Raw genomic sequence first — 24502 nt, 5'->3', positions numbered from 1 at the left:
ACCCACCCCACATCCCGACACCAGAACAGGAGTACTGCAATGAACGCAACAGCATTCCGCGGCAAGCGAGCACTGGGGCTCGCCGCAGCCGGACTGATGGTCCTCTCCCTCGCCGCCTGTGCGAGCAACGGAGACGACCCCGAAGGCGAGGCGCCCGAGGCGCCCGAGGCAGCCATCTGCGCGCCCGAGGACATCCAGCTGATCGGTCAGGTCCGCAACGAGACCAACCCCTACGAGAAGTCGTGGCTCGACGGCGGCGACGTGTTCGCCGAGTCCGTCGGCCTGACGCAGACGCGACTCACCTACGACAGCGAGTCGCCGCGTCAGCAGGAGCAGATCCGTCAGGCTCTGGCCACCTCGTCGAACCCCGAGTGCATGGTCCTGAACGTTCTGCCCAACGGCGACTCGGACACCACCCCGATCGTGCGTGAGACGAACGCCGCCGGCGCGCTGCTGGTGACCCACTGGAACAAGCCGGCAGACATGACCGTCTCCGACTACGACAACTGGATCACGCACATCGCCTTCGACGACCAGGCCATGGGCAAGCAGATCGCCGAGGCGATCTTCGAAGAGATGGGCGGCGAGGGCGGCATCATCGCCCTCCAGGGCATCCTGGCCACGTCGGCTGCGCAGGACCGCTTCGCCGGTCTCGAGGAGGCACTGGCTGAGAACTCGGGCATCGAGCTGCTCGCCGACCAGGTCGCCGACTTCGGTCGCACCGAGGGCTTCGAGGTCACCCGCACCCTGCTCACCCAGCACGGTGACAAGGTCAAGGGCATCTGGGCTGCGAACGATGACATGGCACTCGGTGCCCTGCAGGCTGTCGTGGCCGCAGGCATGGAAGGCCAGGTCGCGATCGCCGGCATCGACGCCGTCCCCGAGGCCGTTCAGGCCATCGTCGACGGCCAGATGGTTGCGACCGCGTCGGTGGATGGTCCCTGGCAGGGTGGCGTCGGCCTGGCGATGGGCTACTGCGCTCTGACCGGTGAGATCGACATCGAATCGCTCAGCGCCGACAAGCGTGGTTCGGTCACCGCCGCAGTGCTCGTCGACGGAAGCAACGCCTCCGACTTCCTCGAGCCCCAGGCCGACCCTGCGGACTTCGCATGCGACCGCGTGTTCGACCGCGTCCTGCGAGGACTGAACTGAGATGAACTCCGCCCGGACTGGGCAAGCCCCGCCCAGGTCCGGGCGGGTCTTGGCCCCATGAAACTTCCCACTACACGTAATCGCGCCAGCCTCCTGGCTGACTTCGGCCCTCTGGTCGCCCTCATCCTGCTGTGCGTGATCTTCACCTTCCTCAACCCGCAGTTCGCCTCCTTCGGCAACATCCGCAACATTCTCGATGCGGGGTCCGTTCTCGCCGTCATCGCCGTGGGCATCACCTTCGTGCTGATGATGGGGCCATCGACCTCTCCGTCGAGGGCGTGATGGCGACTGCCGCGCTGAGCATGGCGCTGCTCGTGGCCAACACCAGGAACGACAACGATCTCGGACTCCTCGGCATCGTGCTCGCCGTTGTGCTGGGCGCCTGCTTCGGTCTGCTCAGCGGCAGTCTGTCCACAGGCCTGAAGATCCCGTCCTTCATGACCACGCTCGGCGTCTCGGCCATCGGCATCGGTGTCGCCACGGTGCTCTTCGGAGGCATCCAGCCCGTCGTCGCCGACCCGGTGATTCGCGAGTGGGCCTCGGGTCGCCTGTTCGGACTCACCCGGCTCACCTACGTCGCCCTCGCCGTCGTCATCGTGGCGGTGCTCATCCAGCGCTACACCCGTCTCGGCCGCTACACGCGAGCGATCGGCGGTGCAGAGGAGCTCACCCTGCTGTCGGGCATCAACGTCCGCAAGTACAAGATCCTTGCCTTCACCATCGCCGGCGCATGCTACGGCATCGCGGGCGTGATGGTCACGATCCAGCTGGGCACGGGCATCGTGCAGGCCGGTGTCGGCCAGAACTTCGCCGCGATCACCGCGGCGGTCGTCGGCGGCACCCTCCTTTCGGGTGGTCGCGGTGGCGTGCTGCAGTCGATGGTCGGCGTGCTGATCGTCACCGTCCTCACCAACGGCCTCATCCTCGCCGGCGTCAGCCCCTATGTGCAGGGTGCCGTGCAGGGTGTCATCGTCGTCGCCGCCGTGGTCATCACCGCATGGCCGCTGCGCAAGAGATTGCGAGTCGTCAAATGAGCGATCAGTCCCCTCCACGCCGGATGCGGCGATCCCGGGTCCTCAGATCCCGAATGCCGCGCAGCCGGTGCTCGCGGTTCACGAACTGCGCAAGAAGTTCGCCGAGACGACGGCTCTCGACGGCGTGTCCTTCGAGGTGCGCCCGCACGAGGTCGTCGGCCTCATCGGCGAGAACGGCGCGGGCAAGTCGACACTGCTGAAGATGCTCGTCGGCCTTGCCCAGCCCGACTCCGGGCACATCGAGATGCGCGGGGAGCGCATCAAGATGCGCGGGATCGCACAGGCCGGCGCCGCCGGCATCGGCATGGTCTTTCAAGAGCAGTCGCTGATCCCCAACCTCACGGTCGCCGAGAACATCCTTCTCGGAGCCGAGGGTGACGGTGTGAAGGCGGGCCTGTACCGCTGGAACGAACTGCGCACGCGCGCCCAGGTGCAGCTCGACAAGATCGGCTCGAAGATCGACGTCAACGCGATCACCGAGGACCTCAGCTTCGCCGACCGCCAGATGGTGGAGGTCGCGAAGGTCCTCGCCACCGAGGAGCGCTCGCACGCCGAACCCGTCGTGCTGCTGGACGAGCCGACGTCGGTGCTGGATCGGGATGAGGCCGAGGTGCTGTTCGCCCAGATCGAGCGGCTCCGCACGCGCGCATCGGTCGTCTTCGTCTCGCACCGCCTCGACGAGGTGCTGCGGGTCTCGGACCGCGTCTATGTGCTGCGCAACGGCCAGACCGTCGCCGAGTGCACCCCGGACGAGGTCGATGAGGCGAAGCTTCGCAGTCTCATGATCGGCCGCGACATGGAAGGCAGCCACTACAACGAAGAGCGCCAGCAGCCTGCGGGCGAAGACGTGCGCTTCTCGGTGCGAGGCCTGACGATCAGGAACGCCTGCAAGGGCATCGACTTCGATGTGCACGCCGGAGAGGTGCTCGGCATCGCCGGTGTGCAGGGCTCAGGCCGTGAAGAGATGTGCCGGGCGATCTTCGGTGCGCTTCCGTACAAGGCCAAGGCCATGACGCTCGACGGCAAGCCTTTCCGTCCCGGTTCTCCGCGCGATGCCATCGGGGCGCACATCGGCTACGTTCCCGCCGAGCGCCGTCGTGAGGGCATGGTCGGCACGATGTCGGTGGCCGAGAACATCAGCCTGCCGCATATCGAAGCGGTCAGTGCCGGTCCGATCCTGCTGCGCGGCAAGGAGAAGTCCGTCGCCGAGAAGTGGATCGAGCGTCTGCGCATCCGCACCGGGTCGCCCGCGACGCCCTGGGCTCGCTGTCGGGCGGCAATCAGCAGAAGGCGGTGCTCGCCCGCTGGCTGATCGCCGAGGCACCCCGGGTGCTGATCCTCGACCACCCGACGCGGGGTCTCGACATCGGCGCCAAAGCCGATGTCTACAACCTGATCCACGAACTCACCGAAGCGGGCGTGGCGGTGATCCTCATGGCCGACAGCCTCGAAGAGCTCATCGCGATGAGCCACCGCGTGATCGTCATGAAGGACGGCAAGGTGACCGACGAGATCCCCGCGCCCAAAGATGACAAACCCACCCGCTGCGGGTGCTGGAACGGATGGTGTGATGATGAGCATCACAGACAAGACCGGCACTTTCGCCCGCCTGGGCGAGGGCCCCAAGATGACCGAGACGGCCAGGCGTCAGCTCTTGCTGACGGTCATGCCGATCGGAGTGCTCGTCGTGCTCGTGGCCGCGATCTCCATCGCCAACCCCGCCTTTCTGCGGCCCGGCAGCCTCTGGACGGCACTGGACTCGTCCATTCCGCTGCTGATTCTCGCCGCGGGTGCGATGCTCGTCATCCTCTGCGGCGGCATCGACCTGTCGATTGCCGCGATGGCGTCGATGGCCTCCGTGTTCACGGCGCTCTGGCTGCCGCATCTCGGCGGGTGGACCGTGTTGCTGGTGATCCTCGCCTGCGCCTCGGCCGGTGCCCTGCAGGGGGCGATCCACGTGATCGGACAGGTGCCGTCGTTCCTCGTCACCCTCGGTGGCATGGCGGTGTGGTCGGGTGTGGGTCTCCTCGCCTCCGGCGCATCCACCATCGGCATCTCGGTCAACACCCTGGACTGGACCTTCACCCGCATCGGCGACTGGCGAGTGCCCAGCGCCGTGCTCATCGGCGCCGGACTGGTCGTCGTGTTCGCACTCGTGATGGGACTCACCCCGGTGCGTCGCTGGCTGATCGCGATCGGCAGCTCCGAGCCTTCGGCGCTGCTCGCCGGTGTTCCGGTTCTGCAGACCAAGGTCGTCGCCTTCGCGGTCTCGGGCGCCTGTGCGGGCTTCGCGGGCGTCATGCTCGTGGGCCGCACCTACAGCGGGGCTCCGGCTCTGGCTGACTCTCTGCTTCTGCCGGTGGTCGCCGCCATCGTGGTGGGTGGGACGGCGATCACCGGTGGATTCGGCGGCATCGGCCGCGTCGTGATCGGCGTCCTCATCATCACGGTGCTGCGCGTCGGCCTCTCGGTCGCCGGTGTCCCCTCGTCCTATGAGCAGATCTTCTACGGTCTGCTCGTCATCCTCGCGGTCGCTCTCACCATCGACCGCTCCAAGCTCCCGTTCGTCAAATGAAAGGACAAGACTCATGACCGACGCGACACTTCTTCCCCGCGTGGCCGACTTCATCGGCTCGCCCCGTCAGCTTCTCATCGATGGGAAGCTGCAGGATGCGGCCGACGGCCGCACCTTCGCCACGATCGACCCGGCGACCGAGACCGAGATCGTCCAGGTCGCCCAGGCGGGCATCGAGGACGTGAACCGTGCCGTCGCCGCCGCACGCCGCGCCTTCGAGCACGGCTCGGCCTGGAACCGCTTCACTCCTCGTCAGCGCGGGCGTCTGCTCTGGAAGATCGCCGATCTTCTCGAGGAGAACGCCGACGAGTTCGCGCAGCTGGAGGCTCTCGACGGCGGCAAGCCGTTCGTGGGCGCGCGTGACGGCGATGTGGCCACGGCCGCAGAGCTGTTCCGCTACTTCGCGGGCTGGGCGAACAAGATCGAGGGCACCACGATCCCGTTTTCCAGCGAGAGCGCGCAGTTCCACGCCTACACGGTGCGCGAGCCGATCGGCGTCGTGGCCGGCATCGTCCCGTGGAACTTCCCGCTGACGATGGCCGCGTTCAAGATCATCCCCGCCATCACGGTCGGCAACACCGTCGTGCTCAAGCCCGCCGAGCAGACGCCGCTGAGCGCACTGCGCCTGGGCGAGCTCATGCTGGAGGCCGGCCTGCCCGCGGGCGTCGTCAACGTGCTCCCGGGCTTCGGCGACACGGGCGCGGCGCTGGTCGACCACATCGACGTCGACAAAGTGGCCTTCACCGGCTCCACCGCCGTCGGCAAGAAGATCGCCGCGGCGGCCAGCCAGAACCTCAAGAAGGTCTCGCTGGAGCTCGGCGGCAAGGCACCGAACATCGTCTTCGACGATGCCGACCTCAGCAAGGCGATCCCTGGTTCGGCGCACGCCGCCTTCTTCAACCAGGGCCAGTGCTGCGTCAATGGCTCGCGCCTCTACGTGCAGCGCGGCGTGTTCGACGAGGTCGTCGCCGGCATCGCGGAGATCGCCCGGGGCATCAACGTGGGCAGCGCCTTCGACGAGTCCACCGACATGGGGCCGCTCATCTCCGACGAGCAGTTCGCCAAGGTCACCGGCTACCTGGAGGCCGGTGTGGCCGAGGGTGCGACGGTCGCCGAGGGCGGGTCCGCGTGGGCGACCGCGGCTACTTCGTGCGCCCGACGGTGTTCACCGACGTCAGCGAGCAGATGTCCATCCAGACGGACGAGATCTTCGGACCGGTCGTGACGGCCGTGCCGTTCGACACCGAGGAGGAGGCCATCGCGGCCGCGAACAACACCCGCTACGGCCTGGCCGCGGGCGTCTGGTCGCGCGACATCGGCACCGCCCACCGGGTCGGCGGGCGTCTGCGCGCCGGCACCGTCTGGCTCAACTCCTGGCACGCCGACGACGTCACGCTTCCGCGCGGCGGCTACAAGGAGTCCGGCTGGGGCCGTGAGCTCGGCTCCTTCGGCGTCGAGGACTACACCGAGCTGAAGACCATCGTCGCAGAGCTGTAAGAGTCGTTCCGCTCCGCGAGGAGCGACGCGAGGCACGGGCACGGGGCGGACTGCTCCGTGCCCGTCGTCGTCTCTGAAGTTCGGTCCCTGAGCTTGTCGAAGGGCCCGAACCCCGGTGCCGGGCGCTTCGACAAGCTCAGCGACCGGCACCTGTCGCGCGAAGCCCAATACCGGATGATCCCCGGAGAGTTTCGCTGACACCCCCGGAACCCTAGATGAGTGAGTCCGTTTGCTTTCAGTGGTCGTAGGCGATGAGGGAGCGTTTCGCTGGCGCGCCTGTGAGCCAGTTGTGCCAGATGCCGGCGGCGAGGGCGAGGAGGCGTGCGGCGATGCGGGAGTAGACGCCCGCTGGTGTGCGGCCGCCGTGCTGTTCGAGGGTGAGCTGTCCCTTGAGGGTGTCGAACACCGACTCGATCCATTGCCGGATCCGCCGAGGCGCGCTGAAGTTCACCCTCAGGGTTTGCTCAGGACTCCGGAAAACCCCGTAATTCCGGGCCAGAACCGGGTATCACCCGTGCCGATGGAATCGCTCCCACACAGGCTCGGAAAGGCCTCCACGAGACACGCGCAACCGGTGATGTCAGGGAAAGTCCTCCGGGGCAACGCCGGGTGACAAACCCCAGGCGGGTGCCGGGATGGTTAGCCTCGGGCCATGAGCCACCTTCTGAGCGTCGCGGAACTCTCCGAACTCCTGGATCGCGCAGCCCCCGTGCGCCTGCTCGATGTGCGCTGGCGGCTCGACCGCCCGGACGGTCGCGCCGACTACCTCGAAGGCCACCTCCCCGGCGCCGTCTACGTCGATCTCGACGGCGAACTGGCCTCATTGGAGACTCCGGATGCCGGCCGGCATCCGCTCCCGGACACGGCCTCACTGCAGAGCGCCGCACGGCGCTGGGGCGTGAACGCCCGCGACCTGGTCGTGGCCTACGACGACGTGAAGGGCATCGCCGCCGCCCGGGCCTGGTGGCTGCTGCGTCAGGCGGGAGTCGACGTCCTCGTCCTCGACGGCGGGCTGCGCGCGTGGATCGCGGCGGGCAAGAGCCTCGAGACGGGCGAGATCGCTCCGGCTCTGGGAGACGTCGAGCTCGCCGATATCGGCGCCGACGCGCTCACGATCGACGAGGCGGCGGCGTTCCCGGCATCCGGCGTCCTCCTGGACGTGCGTGCACCCGAGCGGTATCGGGGCGAGGTCGAGCCGCTCGATCCGGCCGCCGGGCACATTCCGGGCGCGGTGAACCTGCCCACCTTCGTCCACATCGCGCCCGACGGCACCCTGCACGACGCCGCCACGCTGCGCGCAGCCTTCGCGGAGGTCGGCGTGGAGCCGGGCACGCGCGTCGCGGCGTACTGCGGCTCGGGCATCACCGCCGCGCACACCGCGCTCGCGCTCGCCGAAGCGGGCATCGAGGGCAAGGTCTTCCCCGGGTCGTGGAGCCAGTGGTCCACGACCCCGGCCGGCCCGTCGCGACCGGCCCGCTTCCCGACGGCCAGCGAACCGGATGATGCTCTCGCTGGGCCGCCCGCCCGTGCGCCGTGACAGGCGGGTGGTGGCGGAATCGGCCCGGTCCGGAGTCTTCGCCCGGGTGCGTACAGGAGCCGCGGCAGATGCCGCCGCTAGGCTGAACCGCATGGACATGCGGGTCGCGGCGTACGCGGTCGTCTCCGACGACCGCGACCGGGTGCTGCTGGCGCGCTGGATCCAGGGTCGCCGCGTCGCCTGGACGATGCCGGGCGGAGGACTCGAGTCGGGCGAAGACCCGGAGGCCGCGGCGCGTCGCGAGGTCCGCGAGGAGACCGGCTACACGGTCGAGCTCGACGAGCTGCTCGGCATCCACTCCCGGGTGCTGCCGGCGACCCAGCGGATCACGGCATCCGAGACCCCTCTGCACACGCTGCGGATCGTCTACCGCGCCCATGTGACGCGGGGCGAGCTGCGCTTCGAGGAGGACGGCTCGACCGACATGGCCGGGTGGTTCACGCTCGAGCAGATCGCCGGGATGCAGCGGGTCAAGCTCGTCGACATCGCGCTGAAGATGGCGGGGCTGGAGATCCCCTGACCTGCCCGACCGGTCCACGCCCCCACCGGTCGTTGAGCGAGCCGCAGGCGAGTCGAAACGCAGTGAGGTGTTACGGGTCGGTGGGCGCAACTCGCCGCACCTGCCCGCAGACGGGCTAGGCTGGTTAGGTCACCCTAACTTCCGGAAAGAGATCTATGTCTGCCGTGCCCACCCGCCGCCCCCACGTCCCAGATCGTCCTGGAGGTGCTCGAGCGCGTGCAGCTCACACCGCACATGGTGCGCGTCGTCGCCGGTGGACCGGGCATCGCCGCCGTGGAGGACAACGGGATGACCGACGCCTACACGAAGATGCTCTTCGCGCATCCGGACACGAACCTGACTGCGCCCTACGACATGGAGGCGCTGCGCGACGAGCTGCCGCCGGAGCTCATGCCGTCGCGTCGCACCTACACGATCCGGCGCTTCGACCTCGAGCAGGGGCAGATCTGGATCGACTTCGTCGTCCACGGCAGCGCGGGCATCGCCGGCCCGTGGGCGGATGCCGCGCAGCCGGGCGACGCGGTCGTGCTCGGTGGCATCGGCGGGGCTACGCCCCGGATCCGGATGCCGGGTGGCACCTGCTCGCCGGAGACGACTCCGCACTGCCGGCGATCGCCGCTGCGCTGGAGGCCATGCCGAAGGATGCCGAGGGCGTCGCCTTCCTCGAGGTCGACGGCGACGCCGACCATCTCGAGCTCGCCGCACCCTCGGGGATCGAGGTCGTCTGGCTGCACCGCGACGGCGCGGAGGCGGGCACGACGACACTGCTCGCCGACGCCGTGCGCGCGCGGGCGTGGCGCGACGGCCGCGTGCAGGTCTTCGCGCACGGCGAGCGCGGCGCGATGAAGTCGCTGCGCCCCTACTTCACCGATGAGCGGGGCCTCGAACGCTCCCAGCTCTCACTGTCGGCATACTGGGCGCACGGGCGGGTGGAGGACACCTTCCAGGCGGAGAAGCGCGAGCCCATCGGGCAGATCTGAGCGGATGACGCCGCATCTCGTCGCGCCTCTGTGCGGAACGTAGGCGAGCGGCCCTCCCGGTCGTTGAGCGAGGCCTCGCGCAGCGAGACCGAGCGATGTACTGAGCAAGCGCAGCGCGTCGAAGTGACGAAACGCAGCACCCGTCCGGAAGCACCACCGCGTTCCGACTCGCTCCGCCTACGGCGGTCCTCGCTCAACGACCCGAAGGGCGGCAGCGACCGGCTCCGGGTCGGAGATGTCGGCGACGGTCGCGCCGTAGGCCGTGATGAGGGCATCCGCGTCGACGAACAGCTGTGTGCCGTGCGCGCCGCTGCCCATCGCGATGCGCTTGCCGGTGATCGTCTCATCGGCGTAGACGGGCCATTCGGTCGTGCTGCCGATCGGCGTGATCGTGCCGCGCTCGAACCCGGTGGCGGCCAGGGCGAGCTCGGGTTCCGGCATCCGGAGCTTGTTCACTCCGACCAGCGCTCGCAGCTTCGGCCAGGAAATCATGCGTCCGCCCGGCACGAGGGCGAATAGGTAGGTGTCGTCGGATCTCTTCACGACGAGGGTCTTGACGATGTCCGAGGCTCGATGCCCATGAGCTCTGCCGCCTCGTGCAGGCTCCGGGCTCTCGGCCGCTCGCGGAACTCGATCTCCAGACCCCGCGCCTCGGCGGCGGCGCGAACCCTCTCGGAGCCGTCGCTCACGCGTTGGGCGTGCCGAGCGGGTCGTCGGCGACCCAGAGCTCGTCGTCGGCGCGCAGCGTCTGCCAGGCGGCGTAGACGACGCCGACAGCGGCGGCGACTCCGAGGATCACGGCGATGACCGATCCAACGCTCGGGCCGCGCTTGGCGGGCACGGGCTCGACGTAGCCGGGCAGCCAGGAGACCGAGCGACGCTTCTCGTTGGCGACGTCCCAGGCCGAGAGCGCGGTGCCGATGACGCCCCGACGGCGGGCACGATCGTCTTGTCGACCACCTTGCGGGATGCATTCACCCCGCGGTTCACGACCGGTGCGACGTGGCGCTCGTACGAATCGTGCACGGCCGGCAGCACGTCCTCACGCGTGACGGTGCCCAGCTGCCTTCCCGCCGCGCGGGCGATCTGAGCGGCCTGCCCCGCGACTTCCTGCTGCGACTCCCACAGCTTGTTGGCGTCGTTCTGGAGTCGGCGGAGTTCCTTCTTGCGCTTGCGGCTGAGGCTCACGATGCTCTCCCTGTCCATAGCGGTTCGTTTCCCCATCTTGCCATGCGCATCTGTCAACCGGCAGGGTTCGGGCCGAACTCCGAGGATGCTCTGAGACAATGGGGGTATGCCTCACGCTTCACACGTCGCAACCCTGCACACCAACCACGGCGACATCGTCATCAACCTCTTCGGCGACCACGCCCCCAGACCGTCAAGAACTTCATCGGTCTCGCCGACGGCACCGGCGCCTGGACCGACCCCGCCACGGGCAAGCCCGGCGAGGGCGCGCTCTACAAGGACGTCATCTTCCACCGCATCATCCCGAACTTCATGATCCAGGGCGGCGACCCGCTCGGTCAGGGCGTCGGCGGGCCCGGATACACGTTCAACGACGAGATCCACCCCGAGCTGAACTTCAGCGAGCCCTACATCCTCGCGATGGCCAACGCCGGACTCCGCCGCAACGCCATCACCGGCCAGCCCGAGGGCACCAACGGCTCGCAGTTCTTCATCACGACCGACCCGACGCCGTGGCTGCAGGGCAAGCACACGATTTTCGGCGAGGTCGCCGACGACGCCTCGAAGAAGGTCGTCGACGCGATCGGCGCCGTGGCCACCGGAGCCGGCGACCGTCCGATCGAGCCGGTCGTGCTGCACTCCGTCGACATCGTCTCCGCCTAGCGCTCGTTCGGATGACGTCCGCGGACTTCGCGCGCAATCGCGACAACTTCTGCTACCGGCATCCGGGTACGCAGAGCTTCGTGCTGTGTCAGCGGTGCATGCGCACGATCTGCGCGGACTGCCAGACGCAGGCGCCCGTGGGCGTCATCTGTCCCGAATGCCTGAAGGCGCAGCGCAAGGCCGAGTCGCCCGCGCAGCGCCGTGCGCGTCGCCAGAGCCGGAGCATGGCGGCGATGTTCGCGGGCCGTCCGCCGACGGTGACGGCGGCGATCGTCATCCTCACCGGGTTCATCGGGCTGCTGCAGATGATCCCCGGGATCGGGAACGAGATCACCCGGGCGCTCATGTTCTTCGCGCCGTCGCTGTACCCGAGCCTCAACGGCGGGGTGAGCGAGCCGTGGCGGCTGCTCACGCCGTTGCTCGTGCACGGCGGGTTCTTCCACCTCGCGCTGAACATGCTCGCGCTCTATGTGATCGGCCGGAGCCTGGAGCCCATGCTCGGCAAGTGGCGCTTCCTCGCGCTCTACCTGATCTCCGGGCTCGGCGGATCGGTGGCGGTCGCGCTCATCTCGCCGCTGACCCCGGTGGTGGGCGCCTCGGGCGCCATTTTCGGCCTCTTTGGCGCGCTCCTCGTGATCGGGCGCAAGGCGGGGCGAACATCACCGGGATCGTGGTGATCCTCGCCGCGAACCTCGTGATCGGGTTCATGCCCGGCTTCAACATCGCCTGGCAGGCGCACATCGGCGGCGCCGTGGTCGGAGCGCTCGTGGCGCTCATCCTGCTGAAGACCAGGGATCAGAAGCGTCAGCGCATGCAGGTGCTCCTGCTGTCGCTGCTGGTGATCGCGCTGGTCGCGGTCACCGTGTTCGTCGTGCCGGCGCTGTTCATGGCGCGGTTCGTCTGAACTTATCCACAGCCTTATGCACAGCTGGGGAGAACTACACGCGTGTAATTCGCTCCGGGCTATCGCCAGCGGGTCGTCATGAGGAAGCCGATCATCGCGATGCCGAGGCCGATGCCGAGGTTCCAGGCGCCGATCCCGGGGACCGGGTAGGTCGTGCCGCTGATGTAGAACACCAGCACCCACACCAGGCCGAGCAGCATGAAGCCCACCATGACGGGCTTGAACCACACCGGGTTCGGCGCGGTCTCGCCTTCGGCGCGCTCGATCAGGGGTTCTTCGGGCTTGCGGTCTCGTGCCATGCCGACATTCTACCCGCGCGGCAAGATTTCAGCAGACCTCGATAAACTCGCGACATGACCGATTCCTCCGGCGTCTCCACGGCGCCGTCCTCGCGCCGCGCGGCGCGGGCCGCACGCGCGCCGCAGGCGGAGCAGATCGGTCTCGAAGAGCTGCTCGCCGAGGCCGAACCCGCCGCATCTGCGCCGCCCGCACGGAAGCCGCGCCGGCGCGCGACGTTCACGAGTGTGCTCGGCGAGCTGCTGCTGACCGCCGGCGTCGTCGTGCTGCTGTTCGTCGCCTGGCAGATGTGGATCGGTGACATGATCATGGGCGCCGAGGCCAACGAGAACGGCGCGGCGCTGTCGGCGGAGTGGGATGCGCTGCCGGTGCCCGAAGCGCCCGTGCCGATCGTCGAGGACGATGAGATCTGGTTCGAGCCCGTCATCGGCGAGCGCCCGGTGGGCACCGAGGTCTTCGCAACGATGCGTATCCCGCGGTTCGGCGAGGACTACAGCTTCCCCATCGCCGGAGGCACCACGCGACCGCTCACACTGGATCTCCAGCGGCTCGGCCTGTACGACCAGTCCGTGATGCCCGGCGAGGTCGGCAACTTCGCCGTCGCCGGGCACCGTACGACCTGGGGCGCCCCGCTGAACAAGATCGACCGCCTCCAGCTCGGCGACGCGATCGTCGTCGAGATGCGCGAGGGCTGGTACACCTATCGCTTCCGCACGCTCGAGTACGTGCGCCCGACGCAGGTCGAGGTGCTGCTCGACGTCCCGCAGATGCCCGGGGTCGAGACCGGGGAGCGCTTCCTCACCCTGACGGCCTGCTCGCCCAAGCACTCGCTGGCCGAGCGCATCATCGCCTACGGCGTCTTCGAGAGCTTCCAACCGCGTGCCGAGGGCCCGCCCGCATCGCTGGGCGGGGTGAGAGCTGATGTACGCCGCGCTCTGGCGGATCCTTCCCGGCCCTGGCTGGTGAAGCTCCTCCTCCTGCTCATCCTCATCGGCGCCGTCCTGTACGGGTTGTTCTTCTACGTCTTCCCGTGGGTCGCGCCCTTCATCAACCCCGCCGAGGTCGACCTGGAATGACGACACGGGTGCTCGTCGTCGACAACCACGACAGCTTCGTGTTCACGCTCGTCGGCTACCTGCGCGAGCTCGGAGCCGAGGTGGACGTCGTCGAGTCGGATGCCGCCGGCGACATCGACACGCTTCTGACCCCTTACGACGCCGTGATGATCTCGCCCGGCCCTGGCACGCCCGACGACGCCGGCGCCTCCGTGGCCATCGTGCGCCGGGCGGCCGAGCGCGGGATGCCGCTGCTGGGCGTGTGCCTGGGCCACCAGGCGATCGGTGCGGCCTTCGGGGTACCGGTGACGGAAGCGCCCGAGCTCATGCACGGGATGGTGTCGGATGTCGCACACGACGGTACCGGGCTGTACGACGGCATCCGATCGCCCTTCACCGTCGGCCGCTACCACTCGCTCGCGCTCGCCGAGACGGACCTGCCCGCCGAGCTCGCGGTGACCGCACGCACCGAGACCGGCACTGTGATGGGGATCGCCCACCGGTCGTTGCCGCTGTGGGGGTGCAGTACCACCCCGAGAGCGTGCTCACCGCGCACGGCCACCGGCTGCTGGCGAACTGGCTGGCGCTGTGCGGCGACGAGCGGGCCGTCGCGGCATCCGCCGGCCTGGACCCGCTGTCGCGTGCGGATGCCTGAACTCTCCGTCCCACCCGGTCGTTGAGCGAGCGCAGCAAGCCGAAACGGGGCGAGGACACCGCTCGACGTTGCCATGCATCGGCTGCTCGGCGTTCACGGCAATCTTGCTGCGCTTCGTCACTTCGACTCGCTGCGCTCGCTCAGTACGGCGCTCGCTCCGCCTCCGGCGGTGCTCGCGGGGCGACCGAAAGGAGCCTGTTGGCGAACTCGGGCGGAGCGACCGGGTGCGCGGGCTACTCGCCCGTGCAGTAGGTCAGGTCGATCGTCGAGCGGATCGGCACGTCGCCGGGCGCCACCGACATCGAGGACACGGTCGGCGGGCTCGTCTCCGTGCAGGCCGTGCTCGCGACGGGGTTCGCCTCGAGGTTCAGCTCTTCGATCGCGGCGGTGGCCGCGTCGAGCGTCCAGCCGGTCAGGTCGTTGAGGGTCACGAAGCCGCTGGCGATGACGAGGTTGATGACGGTTCCCGGCTCGACCTCGGTGTTCGCCTCCGCGCTGGCCTCCAGCACGGTGCCGGCGCTGAGCTCCGGGTGGTTGCGGCGCGTCACGGTGCCGAGCTCGAGGTCGGCCTCGTCCAGGGCGTCGCGCGCCGCGGCGTCGCTGAGGCCGACGAGGGTCGGCACCGTCGTCATCTCGGCACCCGTCGACACGTACACGAGGATCGTCGTCTCCGGCGCGACGGGGATGTCGGGCCGGGGTCGCTGCGGATCACGAGGCCCTCGGCGACTTCGGCGCTGGACTCCGGCGACTGCTTGGCCACAAGGTCGAGCGCCTCGAGCTCCTGCTTCGCGCGATCGAAGGTCATGCCGCTGAGGTCGGGCACGATGCGCGACCCGGCGCTCACCTCGCCGCGCGGCTGCATCGTGATCGCCCAGAACAGCACGGAGGCGATGAGGATCGCCAGCAGGGCGACGCCCGCCCAGATCCACACGATCGGGGGCCCGGACTGCGTCCTGGTCATCGTCGTATCGGTGCTGAGCTGGCGGAGCGACCGGGCGGTCTCCTCCGCCTGGCGCGGACTCTGCCCGTACAGCTCGTTCGTCAGGTGGGTGAGCTGGCGCTTCGAGGGGACGCGTCCGGCGACGGCGGCGGTGAGGCCTTGCGGAAGGACGCCGCATCCGGGAATCGCTGCGAGGGGTCCTTCGCGAGAGCGCGCAGCACGATCGGGTTCAGAGCGCCGGGGGCGGCGTCGTTGACCTCGGTGGGCGCGAGCGGCGTCTCGCTCACATGCTGGTAGGCGACCGCCACGGGGAGTCCCCGCGGAACGGCTGGCGCCCGGCGAGCAGTTCGTACAGGACGACCCCGGCCGAGTACAGGTCGGTGCGGGCATCCACGGCCTCGCCCTTGGCCTGCTCGGGTGAGAGGTAGGCGGCGGTGCCGAGGATGCGGTTCGTCTCGGCGACGGTGGAGGAGGAGTCCGAGACCGCGCGGGCGATGCCGAAGTCCATGACCTTCACGGCGCCGGCGCGGGTGATCATGACGTTGCCGGGCTTGATGTCGCGGTGGACGACCCCGGCCCGGTGCGAGTAGTCGAGCGCTTCGAGGATGCCGTCCACGTAGCGGACCGCGTCGTCGACCGGGACGGGGCCCGCCGACATGATGTCCTTCAGCAGGGTGCCGTCGATGAGCTCCATGACGATGTACGGCACCGGCGCACCCGTCTGCGGATCCGTGTCCTCGCCGGCGTCGAAGACGCGGACGATCGACGAGTGCGACATGCGGGAGGCGGCCTGCGCCTCCAGACGGAACCGGGTGCGGAAGGCCGTGTCGGCGGCGAGCGAGGTGTTGAGGATCTTGATGGCCACGTCGCGGCCGAGGGTCACGTCGTGCCCGCGGAAGACCTGGGCCATGCCGCCCTGGCCGATGAGCTCGCCGACGCGGTAGCGACCGGCGAGAACGCGCGGCTCAGTCGACACGGTGGCCCCCTGTGTTGCGAAGAAGTGATCTGTCTCTAAGGTTAGTCGTCCTCGTCGTCGTCCTCACCGGGGTCGGTCGGATCCGGCGCGGCCTGGATCGTCTGCGACATCTGCGGCGAGGAGCCCGACTTGCGATCTCCGCAGTAGGCGATGTATTCGGCGGTCACCTGCTGGCCGGCGCCGCCGGTGATGGTGATGTCGGCCGAGCGGGTCGTGTCGGAGAACTGGCGATCCGTCCGGTTGTCGTCGAAGACCGCGTTCTGGAGGAAGACCTCGTAGCTGGTGAGGGGCCGGTGCCGCTCGGGCACTGGAATGCACTCCAGCTGAGCGTCACGGTGGCGTCGGTCTCCGGCGTCGCCGACAGGGTCGGCGCGTTCTGCGGCGCCCCGATCGGCACGACCCCGCCGTAGACGGTGAGGGTGAGGGAAGTCCCTTCCGGGACGGAGCCCTCGGGGTTGACGCGGTAGACCGTGCCCTCCTGCTGCTCGTTCTCCGCCGCGTTGCCGTCGACGCACTCCGCGGAGAGGCCGCGGTTCTGCGCGATCGAGCGCGCCTCCGTGCAGTCGAGGCCGATGAGGCCGAGCGCGTCGACGTCGATCCGCGTCTCGGTGGGCGTCGGCTCGGGTGAGCTCGGCGTGACGGACGGTGTCTCGGATGTCGTCGTCGGATCAGGCTCGCCCGCTCCCCCGTTCACCAGGGCCCACACCGTGCCGCCGAGCACGAGCAGCAGCAGCGCGATCAGCGCGATGAGGGGCCAGGTCCACGGGCTCCGCTTGGGCTTGTCCTCTTCCTCCCCTCGGATGCCGGAAGCTGCGCCGTCGTCGGCAGGATCCGCGTCGCATCCTCACCGGAGGAGGTGCCGAGGATCCGCGTCACATCGTCGTCGGCGACCCCGGTGGCGATGGCCGGAACGGCGATCGCGGCGGAGTTGATGTCGCCGCGACGCAGGGCCTGGGCGGCGCGCGAGACCGTCGCGGCCGAGGAGGGCCGGTCGGCGGGCTTCTTGGCGATCATCGCCATGACGAGGTTCTGCACCGGCACGGGCACTGTCGAGGGCAGCGGCGGCGGCGCATCGTTGATCTGCGCCATCGCGATCGCGACCTGCGACTCCCCGGTGAAGGGGCGCTTGCCGGCGAGGGCCTCGTAGGCGACGATTCCCAGCGAGTAGATGTCGGTCGCGGGCGAGGCGGCATGACCTGAGGCCTGCTCGGGCGAGAGGTACTGCACCGTGCCCATGACCTGGCCGGTCGCCGTCAGCGGCACCTGGTCGGCGATGCGGGCGATGCCGAAGTCGGTGATCTTCACCCGCCCGTCGGGGGTGATCAGGAGGTTGCCGGGCTTGATGTCGCGATGGACCAGGCCCGCCGCGTGCGCGGCCTGGAGCGCCGCGGCCGTCTGCGAGACGATGTCGAGCGTCTTGTCGGCGCTGAGCATCCCGTCGCGCTCGAGGATGGTGGAGAGCGCCTCTCCGGGCACGAGCTCCATGACGAGGTAGGCGCTGCCGTTCTCCTCGCCGTAGTCGAAGACGCTCGCGATGCCCTCGTGGTTGACGAGCGCGGCGTGGCGGGCCTCGGCGCGGAAGCGCTCGAGGAATCCGGGGTCGCCCATGTATTCGTCTTTGAGGATCTTGATCGCGACGACCCGTCCGATGACGTGATCGGTCGCCTCCCACACCTCACCCATGCCGCCGATCGCGATCCGCGACTGCAGCTCGTAGCGACCACCGAACGACACACCCTGCGTCGGCCTCATCTGTTCAGCACCGCCTCTATGACCCTCTTCGCAATCGGGGAGGCGATGCCATCGCCCGTTCCCGACTGTCCTTGTCCTCCGCCGTCCTCGACGACGACTGCGATCGCGATCCGTGGGTTGTCGGCCGGCGCGAATCCGGTGAACCACAGCACCTTCGGCTGCTCGTCACCCTTCTGCGCCGTTCCGGTCTTACCCGCGACAGCGATCCCGTCTATTCTTGCATTCCCGGCGGCGCCGTTCTCGACGCCGTCGACCATCATCTCGGTCAGCGTCTGGGCCACTTCCGGTGACAGCGCCTCCTGGAACACCGAGGGGTCGTAGGAGCGCTGCACCGAGAGGTCGTTGCCGAGCACGGACTCGACCATCCACGGGTTCATCACCACGCCGTCGTTGGCGATGCCGGCCGAGACCATCGCCATCTGCAGCGGGGTCGCGGTGACGTCGCCCTGGCCGTAGCCGGACAGCGCCGTGCGGTCGGGGGAGAGCGCTCGCGGGTAGGAGGAGGCGATCGATTCCAGCGGGGTCTCGAAGCCCTGGTTGAAGCCGAACTTCTCGGCCATCTCGCGGATCGTGTCATCGCCGAGCTCGACGGCGAGCTGGGCGAAGATCGTGTTGCAGCTCAAGCGCAGCGCATCGGCGATCGTGGCCGTGTCCCCCGGGCCGCAGGCCCCGTTCCAGGCGTTGTAGATCGGCGTCGAGGTCCCCGGAAGGGTGTAACTCGTCTCGTTCGGGAAGGTCGACTCGGGCGTCCACTCGCCGGTGTCGAAGGCGGCCGCCGCCACGACGACCTTGAATGTCGAGCCGGGCGGGTTGGTGTCGCCGGCGATGGCCCGGTTGTACATGGGGTTCGAGGGGTCGTCCTGGAGGCTCTCGTAGGCGGCATTGGCGTCGCTCACGCTGTGGACCGCCAGGCGGTTGGTGTCGAAGCCCGGCGTCGAGGCCATCACGAGGATCTGGCCCGTCGCCGGATCGAGCGCGAGCACGGCCCCCTGCAGGCCCTCCAGCGCCGCATAGGCGGCCTCCTGGCCGGCCGCGTCGAGGGTGAGCACGACGTTGGCCCCGCGCTGCGGCTGCCCCGAGAGGATCCGCTCGATGCTCGCGAAGAACGCGCTCGCGCCCGTGCCCGACAGATCGGCGTTCAGTGCGCGTTCGATGCCCGTCGAGGAGCGCAGCGCCGGGTTGAAGTAGCCGGTCACCGGCGCCCAGATCTCCGCATCGGGGTACATGCGCTGGAAGGAGTACACGTCGTCCGAGCGCACGGAGGAGGCGATCGGCGTCCCGTCGACGATGATGGCCCCGCGCTGGATCTCGTAGCTGTCGTAGAGGGTGCGGTTGTTGTTCGGATGCTGGATCAGGGCATCGGCGTGCACCACCTGGATCCAGCTCGTCGCCCCGAACAGGGCGATGAACATGAACAGCATGATGACGCTGAGGCGCCGGAGCTCTTTCGTCACGCGACGCCTCCTTGAGGCGGAGTGCACGCGGGTCCCTGCACTTCGACGGGCTCAGTGACCGAGTGAAGGATCATCCGATCACCACCCGGGGCTGGCGGCGCACGCCGTCGGAGATGCGCAGCAGCAGCGCCACGATGAGCCAGTTGGCCACGAGCGAGGAACCGCCCGCGGCGAGGAAGGGGTCGTCAGACCCGTGAGGGGGATGACGCGCGTGACACCGCCGACCATGATGAACACCTGCAGGGCGATCGTGAACGACAGGCCGGTCGCGAGGAGCTTGCCGAAGTCGTCCTGCCCGGCCATGCCGATCCGGATGCCGCGGCTGACGAACAGCATGTACAGGCACAGGATCGCGAACAGCCCGATGAGCCCGAGCTCCTCGCCGAGGCTGGGGATGATGTAGTCGCTCTGCGACAGCGGGGTCAGGTGCGGGCGGCCCTGGCCGAGCCCGCGGCCGATCAGCCCGCCGTGCGCCAGGCCGAACAGGCCCTGGATGAGCTGGTAGCTGCCGCCGGCGGCCTCGATCACCTCGGGGTTGAAGGGATCGAGCCAGGCGGCGAAGCGCCCGCGCACGTAGGGCAGCACCCGCGTGGCGGCGACGGCGCCCAGCACCACGAGGGTCAGGCCGATCAGCACCCAGCTGGTCTTCCCGGTGGCGACGTAGAGCATCGCGATGAACATGCCGAACAGCAGCAGTCCCGTGCCGAGGTCCCGCTGCACGACGATGATCGCCAGCGAGACGAGCCAGATCACCAGCACCGGGCCGAGCTCGCGGGCGCGCGGCCAGGTGATGCCGAGGAAGCGCGTGCCCACCGAGGTCAGGCTCTCGCGGGTGCGCACGAGGTAGCCGGCGAAGAACACCGCGAGGCACAGCTTGGCCATCTCGCCGGGCTGGAAGGTGAAGAGGTTCCCGACCGATACCCACACGTCGGCGTTCGCCCCCGGGATGCGTAGGCCCGGCACGAACGGCAGCAGGAGCAGCAGGATGCCCGCCAGGCCGAACACATAGGTGTAGCGGAAGAGGACGCGATAGTTGCGCAAGGCGATCACCACGACGATGGCGCCGGCGAGCGAGATCGCCGTCCACGCCAGCTGACGCACCGACAGCGCGCTCCAGCCCTCGAGTCCGCGGGCGATGTCGATCCGGTAGATCATCGCGATGCCGAAGCCCGTCAGTAGGGTCGCGATCGGCACGACGAAGGGGTCGGCGTTGGCGGCGACGATGCGCAGGGTCACGTGCAGGGCGAGGACGAGGACCGCGAGACCGCCGCCGAGGGACAGGATCTCCGGCTCGATGTGACCGAGCGCGCCCAGCTGCACGAGTGTGAGGGCCGCGCCGCTGAGCCCCAGGGCGAACAGGATCAGCCAGAGTTCGCGGTTTCGCTGCGTCTGCGGCATCCGGGTCTTCCGCAGGGCCTTGACGATGCTGGTGTCGGGGGAGATGTCGGTGCTCATCCGGTCACCCCTCGTCCTCATCGGCCTCGTCGTCCTGCTCCTGCTCCCGTTCCCGCTCGCGCTGCGCCTCGCGTTCGGCCTGCTCGCGCTGGGCCTGCTCGCGTTCGAGCTGACGGGCGACGTTGTCCTCCGCGGTGACGCGCAGCCGTTCGGCGATGGCCTCGGCGTCTTCGAGCGAGGCCGCGGTGATCGTGCGCTCGACCTGGGTGCGGGTGAAGTACGGAAGATCGTCCATCAGGATGCCGGTGTCCTCGTGGACCTCGGAGAGCGACCACGGCCCGATGTTCTGCTGGATGCCCTGGAAGATCACCACGGTGTCCTCGTCGGCACCGATGAAGTACCGCGTCTGCGTCCAGTTGTAGGCCGACCACAGGGCGCCGGCGAACAGCCCGAGCACGAGCACGAGGCCGGCGAACCAGCCGATGCGGCGGCGCCGGGCGCGGCGGCGGTCCTCCTCGATGATCTCCTCGAGGTATGCGGCGGCCGGCTCGAAGTGGCTGGGCTCGTTCGCCGCCTGGCGGACCGGGTGCAGCCAGCTCGTGCGCCCGGGCCGGGCCGTGGGCACGACGACGCCGGAGGGGTTCGAGGCCGAGCCGACGATGATCGGCGGGCCGGAGCGGAGCGGATGCTGCCCGCCCACGTCGACGATGACGATCGTGACGTTGTCGGGGGCGCCACCGTCGAGGGCCTGCTTGAGCAGGATGTCGGCCGTGCGTCCCGGCGCCAGGCCCAGGCGCAGCGCCTTGCGCAGATGCGCGTCGTCGACCACGCCGGAGAGCCCGTCCGAGCACAGCAGCCAGCGATCGCCGGGCAGGGTCGGCATGACCGAGAGGTCGAGCTCCGGGTCGGGGTCCATGTCGCTGAGTACGCGCATGAGCACCGAGCGCCGCGGGTGGTAGCGGGCCTCTTCGGGGGTGATGCGCCCGGAGTCGACGAGCCGCTGGACGAAGGTGTGGTCCGCCGTGATCTGGGTGACCTCGTCGTCGCGGAACAGGTAGATGCGGGAGTCGCCGATGTGGCCGATGACCGCCGAGTCGTCGACCATGATGATCCCGCTCACGGTCGTGCCCAGGCCCGCGAGCTCGGGACGCTCCTTGGCGGCCTTGATCAGCGCGCGTGCGGCGGTCGTGGTCGCCGCCTGCAGCGCGGCCTGCGCGTCGTCGGTGGACGAGTAGGTCTCGTCCAGACCCTCCAGGTGGGCGATCGCGATGCTCGAGGCGACATCGCCGCCGGCGTGCCCGCCCATGCCGTCGGCGACGACGAACAGGTTGTCTCCGGCGTAGCCGGAGTCCTGGTTGTTGGAGCGGACCTTCCCGGTGTGCGAGATCGCGGCGCTCGAGCCCTCGAAGACCATGCCGTTCTTATGCCCGCAGCTCGAAGGTCGTGGCGCCCACCTTGATGGGGGTGCCGATCGTGACGGGCGTGCCCGAGCCCACGCGGTCCTTGCCGTGGAAGGTGCCGTTGGTCGAGTCGAGGTCCTGGATCGTCCAGACGCCGCTGCGCACGAGCAGACGGGCGTGCTGGCTGGAGGTGTAGTCGTCGCGGATGACGAGGCCGCACTCGCTCGAGCGCCCGATCGTCATCGGCTCGTCGCCGAGCGGCAGCTCCAGACCCGCCTTCGGGCCGGAGGTGATCACGAGTCGGGATGCGGCGCCGAGGGCGGCGGGGGCTCCGGATGCCGCACCCGGGCTCGACGCGCGCGGCGCCGGAGTCGGAGCCGGCGCGGTCGCGCCCGCCCCGGCGGTCGCCTCCACCGGGAGCTTGCGCACCTTCACCCCGAACAGGTCGGCGCGCAACGAGTACACGACCGCGAACACGAAGAACCACAGCAGCACGAGGAAGCCGATGCGCAGCAGGAGCAGTGTCAACTCGCTCACGGCAGATCCTTCCCACGCAACCCGGTCGTTGAGCGAGCGCAGCGAGACGAAACGTGGTGACACGACCTCCGGACGGCGCTCATTGCGGCCTCACCCCGTAGGCGCGGGTCGCGTCGTCGTGCGGCGCTGTCGTCGGCGCGGCGATCGGCACGATCCGGAACACCAGGTCGGTGCGCCCGATCGTGAGGGTCGTGTCGGTGGGAAGCGCGGCCTCGCCGACGCGGACGCCGTTGACCTTGGTGCCGTTGGTCGAGCCCAGATCGCGCATCATGGCGCGCTCGCCGTCCCAGAGGACCTCGGCGTGGCGGCGGCTGGATCCGGCATCCGATATCACGACGTTCGCGTCGCTTCCGCGTCCGATGACCGTGCGCGCCTGGGTGATCGGATGCCGGCGCCCGTCGACGTCCAGCACGGCCTGCCAGGTCACGCGGCCCTCGGCCGTGGTCGAGTGCACCCGCACGGTGCCGGTGGTGACCTTCTCGTCGGCCTCGAGGCTGATCGCTATGGGACCGGCGAAGCTGTAGCCCTGCGAGTCGGCGTGCTTCGTGAGCAGCGCGTGCAGTTCATCGGTGAGCGCGCCGCCGAGTCCGTGCATGCGCCCGTGGTCGTCTTCGCTGAGCCGGACCACGAAGGAGTTGGGTGCGATGATGCGGTCGCGGGTGACGACCGCGGCCTTGGTGTCGACCTCTCGGCGCAGGGCCGAGGCGATCTCGACCGGTTGGATGCCGCTGCGGAAGGTCTTGGCAAAGGCGCTGTTCACAGCGCGCTCAAGACCTTTCTCAAAGCTGTCCAGTAGTCCCACGGGGCTCCCAAGGCTCATCGACCGGTATGGACATCGTAGTCAGCCCACCTGAGGGTTGCGGACTTTTCCGGCGTGAGGCTGTGGATTGCCGGTTCGGAAGCACCCGCGAGTGCGTGATATCCTCGGGAGGTTGGGTTCTGAACGAACCCGATCCCACTCGCGCGAGTGGCGGAATTGGTAGACGCGCTGGCTTCAGGTGCCAGTGTCCTTACGGACGTGGGGGTTCAAGTCCCCCTCGCGCACACGAATGAAATGGCCCCTGACCTGGGATTCTATCTCTCGGGTCGGGGGCCATTCGTGTTGGAAGTGCTAGAAAAAGTGCTAAGCGCGGATCCGGAAGGATCGTAAGACGCCAACGACGGTGACATTCAGGGCTTCCTCGGGCTGAGGTGGAGATTTGTCCTTCGCGCGTTGAAGGGGCGGTTCATCGGCTCGTCCCCTGCGCGTCGTGCAGGTCACGGTGCCATGCGTAGACATGTGACGGTGTCGAGCCCCGGTGCGAGTGCGACCGCTGTGCTGGGGTCGGTTGTTTCCTGGAGTTTTCTGCGGCGCGCGCGGGTTTGGTTGAACCTGTGAGGCGTACATGTTGGGGCGTACCGTGGGGTTATGGAGACGCAGACACGAACGAGCGGTGCAGATACCGCGACGCTGGGCCTGGGATCGGTGCTGGTGGGTTCGTTGCCTGCGGCGCTGATGACTGATGAGGCCCCGGATCGTTACACGGTGGAGGCGGTGTTCACGCGCCGCCCCGATCGGGACGAGATTACGGAGATCCTGGGGAGCGAGACGCGGGAACGTCTCGCGAAGGCTGGGTACTCGACTGTCGAGGTGACGATCTCGGATCGTCGCTTGGAGATCGCGAACACGAATCTTGAGGAGTTGCGCGACGGTCTCGGCGGCGTGCTCGCTGACCGCCTGGCGGAGATCAGCGAGGGTGTCCGTGCGAAGCAGGATGCGGCGGCGGTCCGGTTCCGGGAGGCGGCTGCGGGTGAGCATGACAGAGCGGCCTCTGTCGCGGCTCTCGCGGAGTCGGTGACGTTCCGCACCTCCGAGAGACGAGTGCCTGAGCCGGATCGGCGTGCCGTGGCGACCGACGATCGTGCCCGTATCGACGACTGGACTGACGAGGGTGGTCACGGGCGTTGATGGCGTCCGTGGCCGTGGGATGTGGGGCGCATCATGGGTGGGT

At 68.9% G+C, this 24502-nt stretch carries 24 protein-coding genes, 1 tRNA gene and 8 pseudogenes; 18 read left to right on the top strand and 15 right to left on the bottom strand.

Going from position 1 to position 24502, the window contains the following annotated elements; genetic code table 11:
• Positions 1 to 39: 39 nt before the first annotated feature.
• From KAE78_RS05940 to KAE78_RS05910, 7 genes and pseudogenes are all read left to right on the top strand, one after another.
• Positions 40 to 1152 carry a sugar ABC transporter substrate-binding protein gene (locus tag KAE78_RS05940; RefSeq protein ID WP_223172144.1) on the top strand — a complete coding sequence of 371 codons (1113 nt, stop codon included), beginning with the start codon at positions 40 to 42 and terminating at the stop codon, positions 1150 to 1152.
• Between the two features lie 57 nt (positions 1153 to 1209).
• Positions 1210 to 1434 (top strand): hypothetical protein, encoded by a 225-nt coding sequence (locus tag KAE78_RS05935; RefSeq protein WP_223172549.1) that lies wholly within the window; start codon positions 1210 to 1212, stop codon positions 1432 to 1434.
• Positions 1434 to 2186 (top strand): ABC transporter permease, encoded by a 753-nt coding sequence (locus KAE78_RS05930; RefSeq protein WP_262927834.1) that lies wholly within the window; start codon positions 1434 to 1436, stop codon positions 2184 to 2186. The genes KAE78_RS05935 and KAE78_RS05930 overlap by 1 nt, the downstream gene beginning before the upstream one ends.
• 67 nt (positions 2187 to 2253) lie before the next feature.
• Complete coding sequence (locus tag KAE78_RS05925) at positions 2254 to 3498, top strand: sugar ABC transporter ATP-binding protein (protein WP_223172143.1); 1245 nt, start codon at positions 2254 to 2256, stop codon at positions 3496 to 3498.
• A gap of 258 nt (positions 3499 to 3756) precedes the next feature.
• Complete coding sequence (locus KAE78_RS05920) at positions 3757 to 4761, top strand: ABC transporter permease (RefSeq protein WP_223172142.1); 1005 nt, start codon at positions 3757 to 3759, stop codon at positions 4759 to 4761.
• A pseudogene (locus KAE78_RS05915) lies at positions 4679 to 6258 on the top strand (aldehyde dehydrogenase family protein). Before KAE78_RS05920 ends, KAE78_RS05915 begins: the two are co-directional and overlap by 83 nt.
• A gap of 57 nt (positions 6259 to 6315) precedes the next feature.
• Positions 6316 to 6456: a hypothetical protein gene (locus KAE78_RS05910; protein ID WP_223172141.1), complete on the top strand. Its 141-nt coding sequence runs from the start codon at positions 6316 to 6318 to the stop codon at positions 6454 to 6456.
• Positions 6457 to 6493: 37 nt separating this feature from the next.
• On the opposite strand, the pseudogene KAE78_RS05905 reads toward KAE78_RS05910, so the two are convergent.
• A pseudogene (locus tag KAE78_RS05905) lies at positions 6494 to 6703 on the bottom strand (IS982 family transposase); the annotation flags it as partial.
• Between the two features lie 207 nt (positions 6704 to 6910).
• On the opposite strand from KAE78_RS05905, the gene KAE78_RS05900 reads away from it, so the two are divergent.
• The 4 genes and pseudogenes from KAE78_RS05900 (at position 6911) to KAE78_RS18480 (ending at position 9295) form a co-directional block, all read left to right on the top strand.
• Positions 6911 to 7795 carry a sulfurtransferase gene (locus KAE78_RS05900; RefSeq protein WP_223172140.1) on the top strand — a complete coding sequence of 295 codons (885 nt, stop codon included), beginning with the start codon at positions 6911 to 6913 and terminating at the stop codon, positions 7793 to 7795.
• A gap of 91 nt (positions 7796 to 7886) precedes the next feature.
• The gene (locus KAE78_RS05895) at positions 7887 to 8315 is read left to right on the top strand and encodes an NUDIX hydrolase (protein ID WP_223172139.1); all 429 of its coding nucleotides are present in this window, start codon (positions 7887 to 7889) and stop codon (positions 8313 to 8315) included.
• Between the two features lie 234 nt (positions 8316 to 8549).
• Positions 8550 to 8801, top strand: a pseudogene (locus tag KAE78_RS18485) (siderophore-interacting protein); the annotation flags it as partial.
• Between the two features lie 5 nt (positions 8802 to 8806).
• Positions 8807 to 9295, top strand: a complete 489-nt coding sequence (locus KAE78_RS18480) for a siderophore-interacting protein (protein WP_317451879.1) — start codon at positions 8807 to 8809, stop codon at positions 9293 to 9295.
• Between the two features lie 177 nt (positions 9296 to 9472).
• Here the strand turns inward: KAE78_RS18480 and KAE78_RS05885 are convergent.
• A pseudogene (locus tag KAE78_RS05885) lies at positions 9473 to 9984 on the bottom strand (aminoacyl-tRNA deacylase).
• A gap of 106 nt (positions 9985 to 10090) precedes the next feature.
• Complete coding sequence (locus KAE78_RS05880) at positions 10091 to 10501, bottom strand: hypothetical protein (RefSeq protein ID WP_317451878.1); 411 nt, start codon at positions 10499 to 10501, stop codon at positions 10091 to 10093.
• Between the two features lie 88 nt (positions 10502 to 10589).
• Here KAE78_RS05880 and KAE78_RS05875 point away from each other — a divergent pair.
• The 3 genes and pseudogenes from KAE78_RS05875 to KAE78_RS18475 all read left to right on the top strand — a co-directional run bounded on the left by KAE78_RS05875 (position 10590) and on the right by KAE78_RS18475 (position 12050).
• Positions 10590 to 11146, top strand: a pseudogene (locus tag KAE78_RS05875) (peptidylprolyl isomerase).
• Positions 11147 to 11157: 11 nt separating this feature from the next.
• Complete coding sequence (locus KAE78_RS05870; protein WP_317451877.1) at positions 11158 to 11823, top strand: rhomboid family intramembrane serine protease; 666 nt, start codon at positions 11158 to 11160, stop codon at positions 11821 to 11823.
• Complete coding sequence (locus tag KAE78_RS18475) at positions 11817 to 12050, top strand: rhomboid family intramembrane serine protease (RefSeq protein ID WP_317451876.1); 234 nt, start codon at positions 11817 to 11819, stop codon at positions 12048 to 12050. The genes KAE78_RS05870 and KAE78_RS18475 overlap by 7 nt, the downstream gene beginning before the upstream one ends.
• A 59-nt stretch (positions 12051 to 12109) precedes the next feature.
• Here KAE78_RS18475 and KAE78_RS05865 read toward each other — a convergent pair whose 3' ends face one another.
• Entirely contained in the window at positions 12110 to 12349 is a 240-nt protein-coding gene (locus KAE78_RS05865) for a cell division protein CrgA (protein WP_223172138.1), read from the bottom strand.
• A gap of 54 nt (positions 12350 to 12403) precedes the next feature.
• On the opposite strand from KAE78_RS05865, the gene KAE78_RS05860 reads away from it, so the two are divergent.
• Entirely contained in the window at positions 12404 to 13423 is a 1020-nt protein-coding gene (locus KAE78_RS05860) for a class E sortase (RefSeq protein WP_223172137.1), read from the top strand.
• Positions 13420 to 14057: pseudogene (locus KAE78_RS05855) on the top strand (anthranilate synthase component II). The gene KAE78_RS05860 and the pseudogene KAE78_RS05855 overlap by 4 nt, the downstream one beginning before the upstream one ends.
• Positions 14058 to 14290: 233 nt before the next feature.
• On the opposite strand, the gene KAE78_RS18470 reads toward KAE78_RS05855, so the two are convergent.
• From KAE78_RS18470 to KAE78_RS05815, 11 genes and pseudogenes are all read right to left on the bottom strand, one after another.
• Positions 14291 to 14707, bottom strand: a complete 417-nt coding sequence (locus KAE78_RS18470; protein ID WP_317451875.1) for a PASTA domain-containing protein — start codon at positions 14705 to 14707, stop codon at positions 14291 to 14293.
• Positions 14686 to 15018 (bottom strand): PASTA domain-containing protein, encoded by a 333-nt coding sequence (locus tag KAE78_RS18465; RefSeq protein WP_317451874.1) that lies wholly within the window; start codon positions 15016 to 15018, stop codon positions 14686 to 14688. The genes KAE78_RS18470 and KAE78_RS18465 overlap by 22 nt, the downstream gene beginning before the upstream one ends.
• Before the next feature lie 80 nt (positions 15019 to 15098).
• Positions 15099 to 15305, bottom strand: coding sequence for a hypothetical protein (locus tag KAE78_RS18460; protein WP_317451873.1), 207 nt, complete (start codon positions 15303 to 15305; stop codon positions 15099 to 15101).
• Complete coding sequence (locus KAE78_RS18455; protein WP_317451872.1) at positions 15281 to 15973, bottom strand: protein kinase domain-containing protein; 693 nt, start codon at positions 15971 to 15973, stop codon at positions 15281 to 15283. The genes KAE78_RS18460 and KAE78_RS18455 overlap by 25 nt, the downstream gene beginning before the upstream one ends.
• A 41-nt stretch (positions 15974 to 16014) precedes the next feature.
• On the bottom strand, positions 16015 to 16140 hold the full coding sequence (locus KAE78_RS17380) for a hypothetical protein (RefSeq protein WP_262927772.1): 126 nt from the start codon (positions 16138 to 16140) through the stop codon (positions 16015 to 16017).
• Between the two features lie 128 nt (positions 16141 to 16268).
• Positions 16269 to 17725 (bottom strand): annotated as a pseudogene (locus tag KAE78_RS05840) (protein kinase domain-containing protein); the annotation flags it as partial.
• Positions 17722 to 19179 (bottom strand): peptidoglycan D,D-transpeptidase FtsI family protein, encoded by a 1458-nt coding sequence (locus KAE78_RS05835; RefSeq protein WP_223172135.1) that lies wholly within the window; start codon positions 19177 to 19179, stop codon positions 17722 to 17724. The pseudogene KAE78_RS05840 and the gene KAE78_RS05835, both read right to left, overlap by 4 nt.
• A 70-nt stretch (positions 19180 to 19249) precedes the next feature.
• Positions 19250 to 20634 (bottom strand): annotated as a pseudogene (locus tag KAE78_RS05830) (FtsW/RodA/SpoVE family cell cycle protein).
• Positions 20635 to 20638: 4 nt separating this feature from the next.
• Positions 20639 to 21988: a PP2C family protein-serine/threonine phosphatase gene (locus KAE78_RS05825; RefSeq protein WP_223172134.1), complete on the bottom strand. Its 1350-nt coding sequence runs from the start codon at positions 21986 to 21988 to the stop codon at positions 20639 to 20641.
• Positions 21989 to 21995: 7 nt separating this feature from the next.
• A complete protein-coding gene (locus KAE78_RS05820; protein WP_223172133.1) occupies positions 21996 to 22511 on the bottom strand; it encodes an FHA domain-containing protein in 516 nt (171 codons plus the stop codon).
• Between the two features lie 79 nt (positions 22512 to 22590).
• The gene (locus tag KAE78_RS05815; protein ID WP_223172132.1) at positions 22591 to 23313 is read right to left on the bottom strand and encodes an FhaA domain-containing protein; all 723 of its coding nucleotides are present in this window, start codon (positions 23311 to 23313) and stop codon (positions 22591 to 22593) included.
• A gap of 159 nt (positions 23314 to 23472) precedes the next feature.
• Between KAE78_RS05815 and KAE78_RS05810 the strand changes: the two genes are divergently transcribed.
• Positions 23473 to 23555, top strand: a tRNA-Leu gene (locus KAE78_RS05810).
• 481 nt (positions 23556 to 24036) lie between these two features.
• The gene (locus KAE78_RS05805) at positions 24037 to 24459 is read left to right on the top strand and encodes a hypothetical protein (protein WP_223172131.1); all 423 of its coding nucleotides are present in this window, start codon (positions 24037 to 24039) and stop codon (positions 24457 to 24459) included.
• Positions 24460 to 24502 lie beyond the last annotated feature (43 nt).

Origin of the sequence: Microbacterium sp. NIBRBAC000506063, from assembly GCF_017968845.1 — a bacterium.
Taxonomy (GTDB): Bacteria; Actinomycetota; Actinomycetes; order Actinomycetales; family Microbacteriaceae; genus Microbacterium.
Note: the sequence above shows the minus strand (reverse complement) of the source record. Positions and strands in the feature narration are given on the sequence as shown.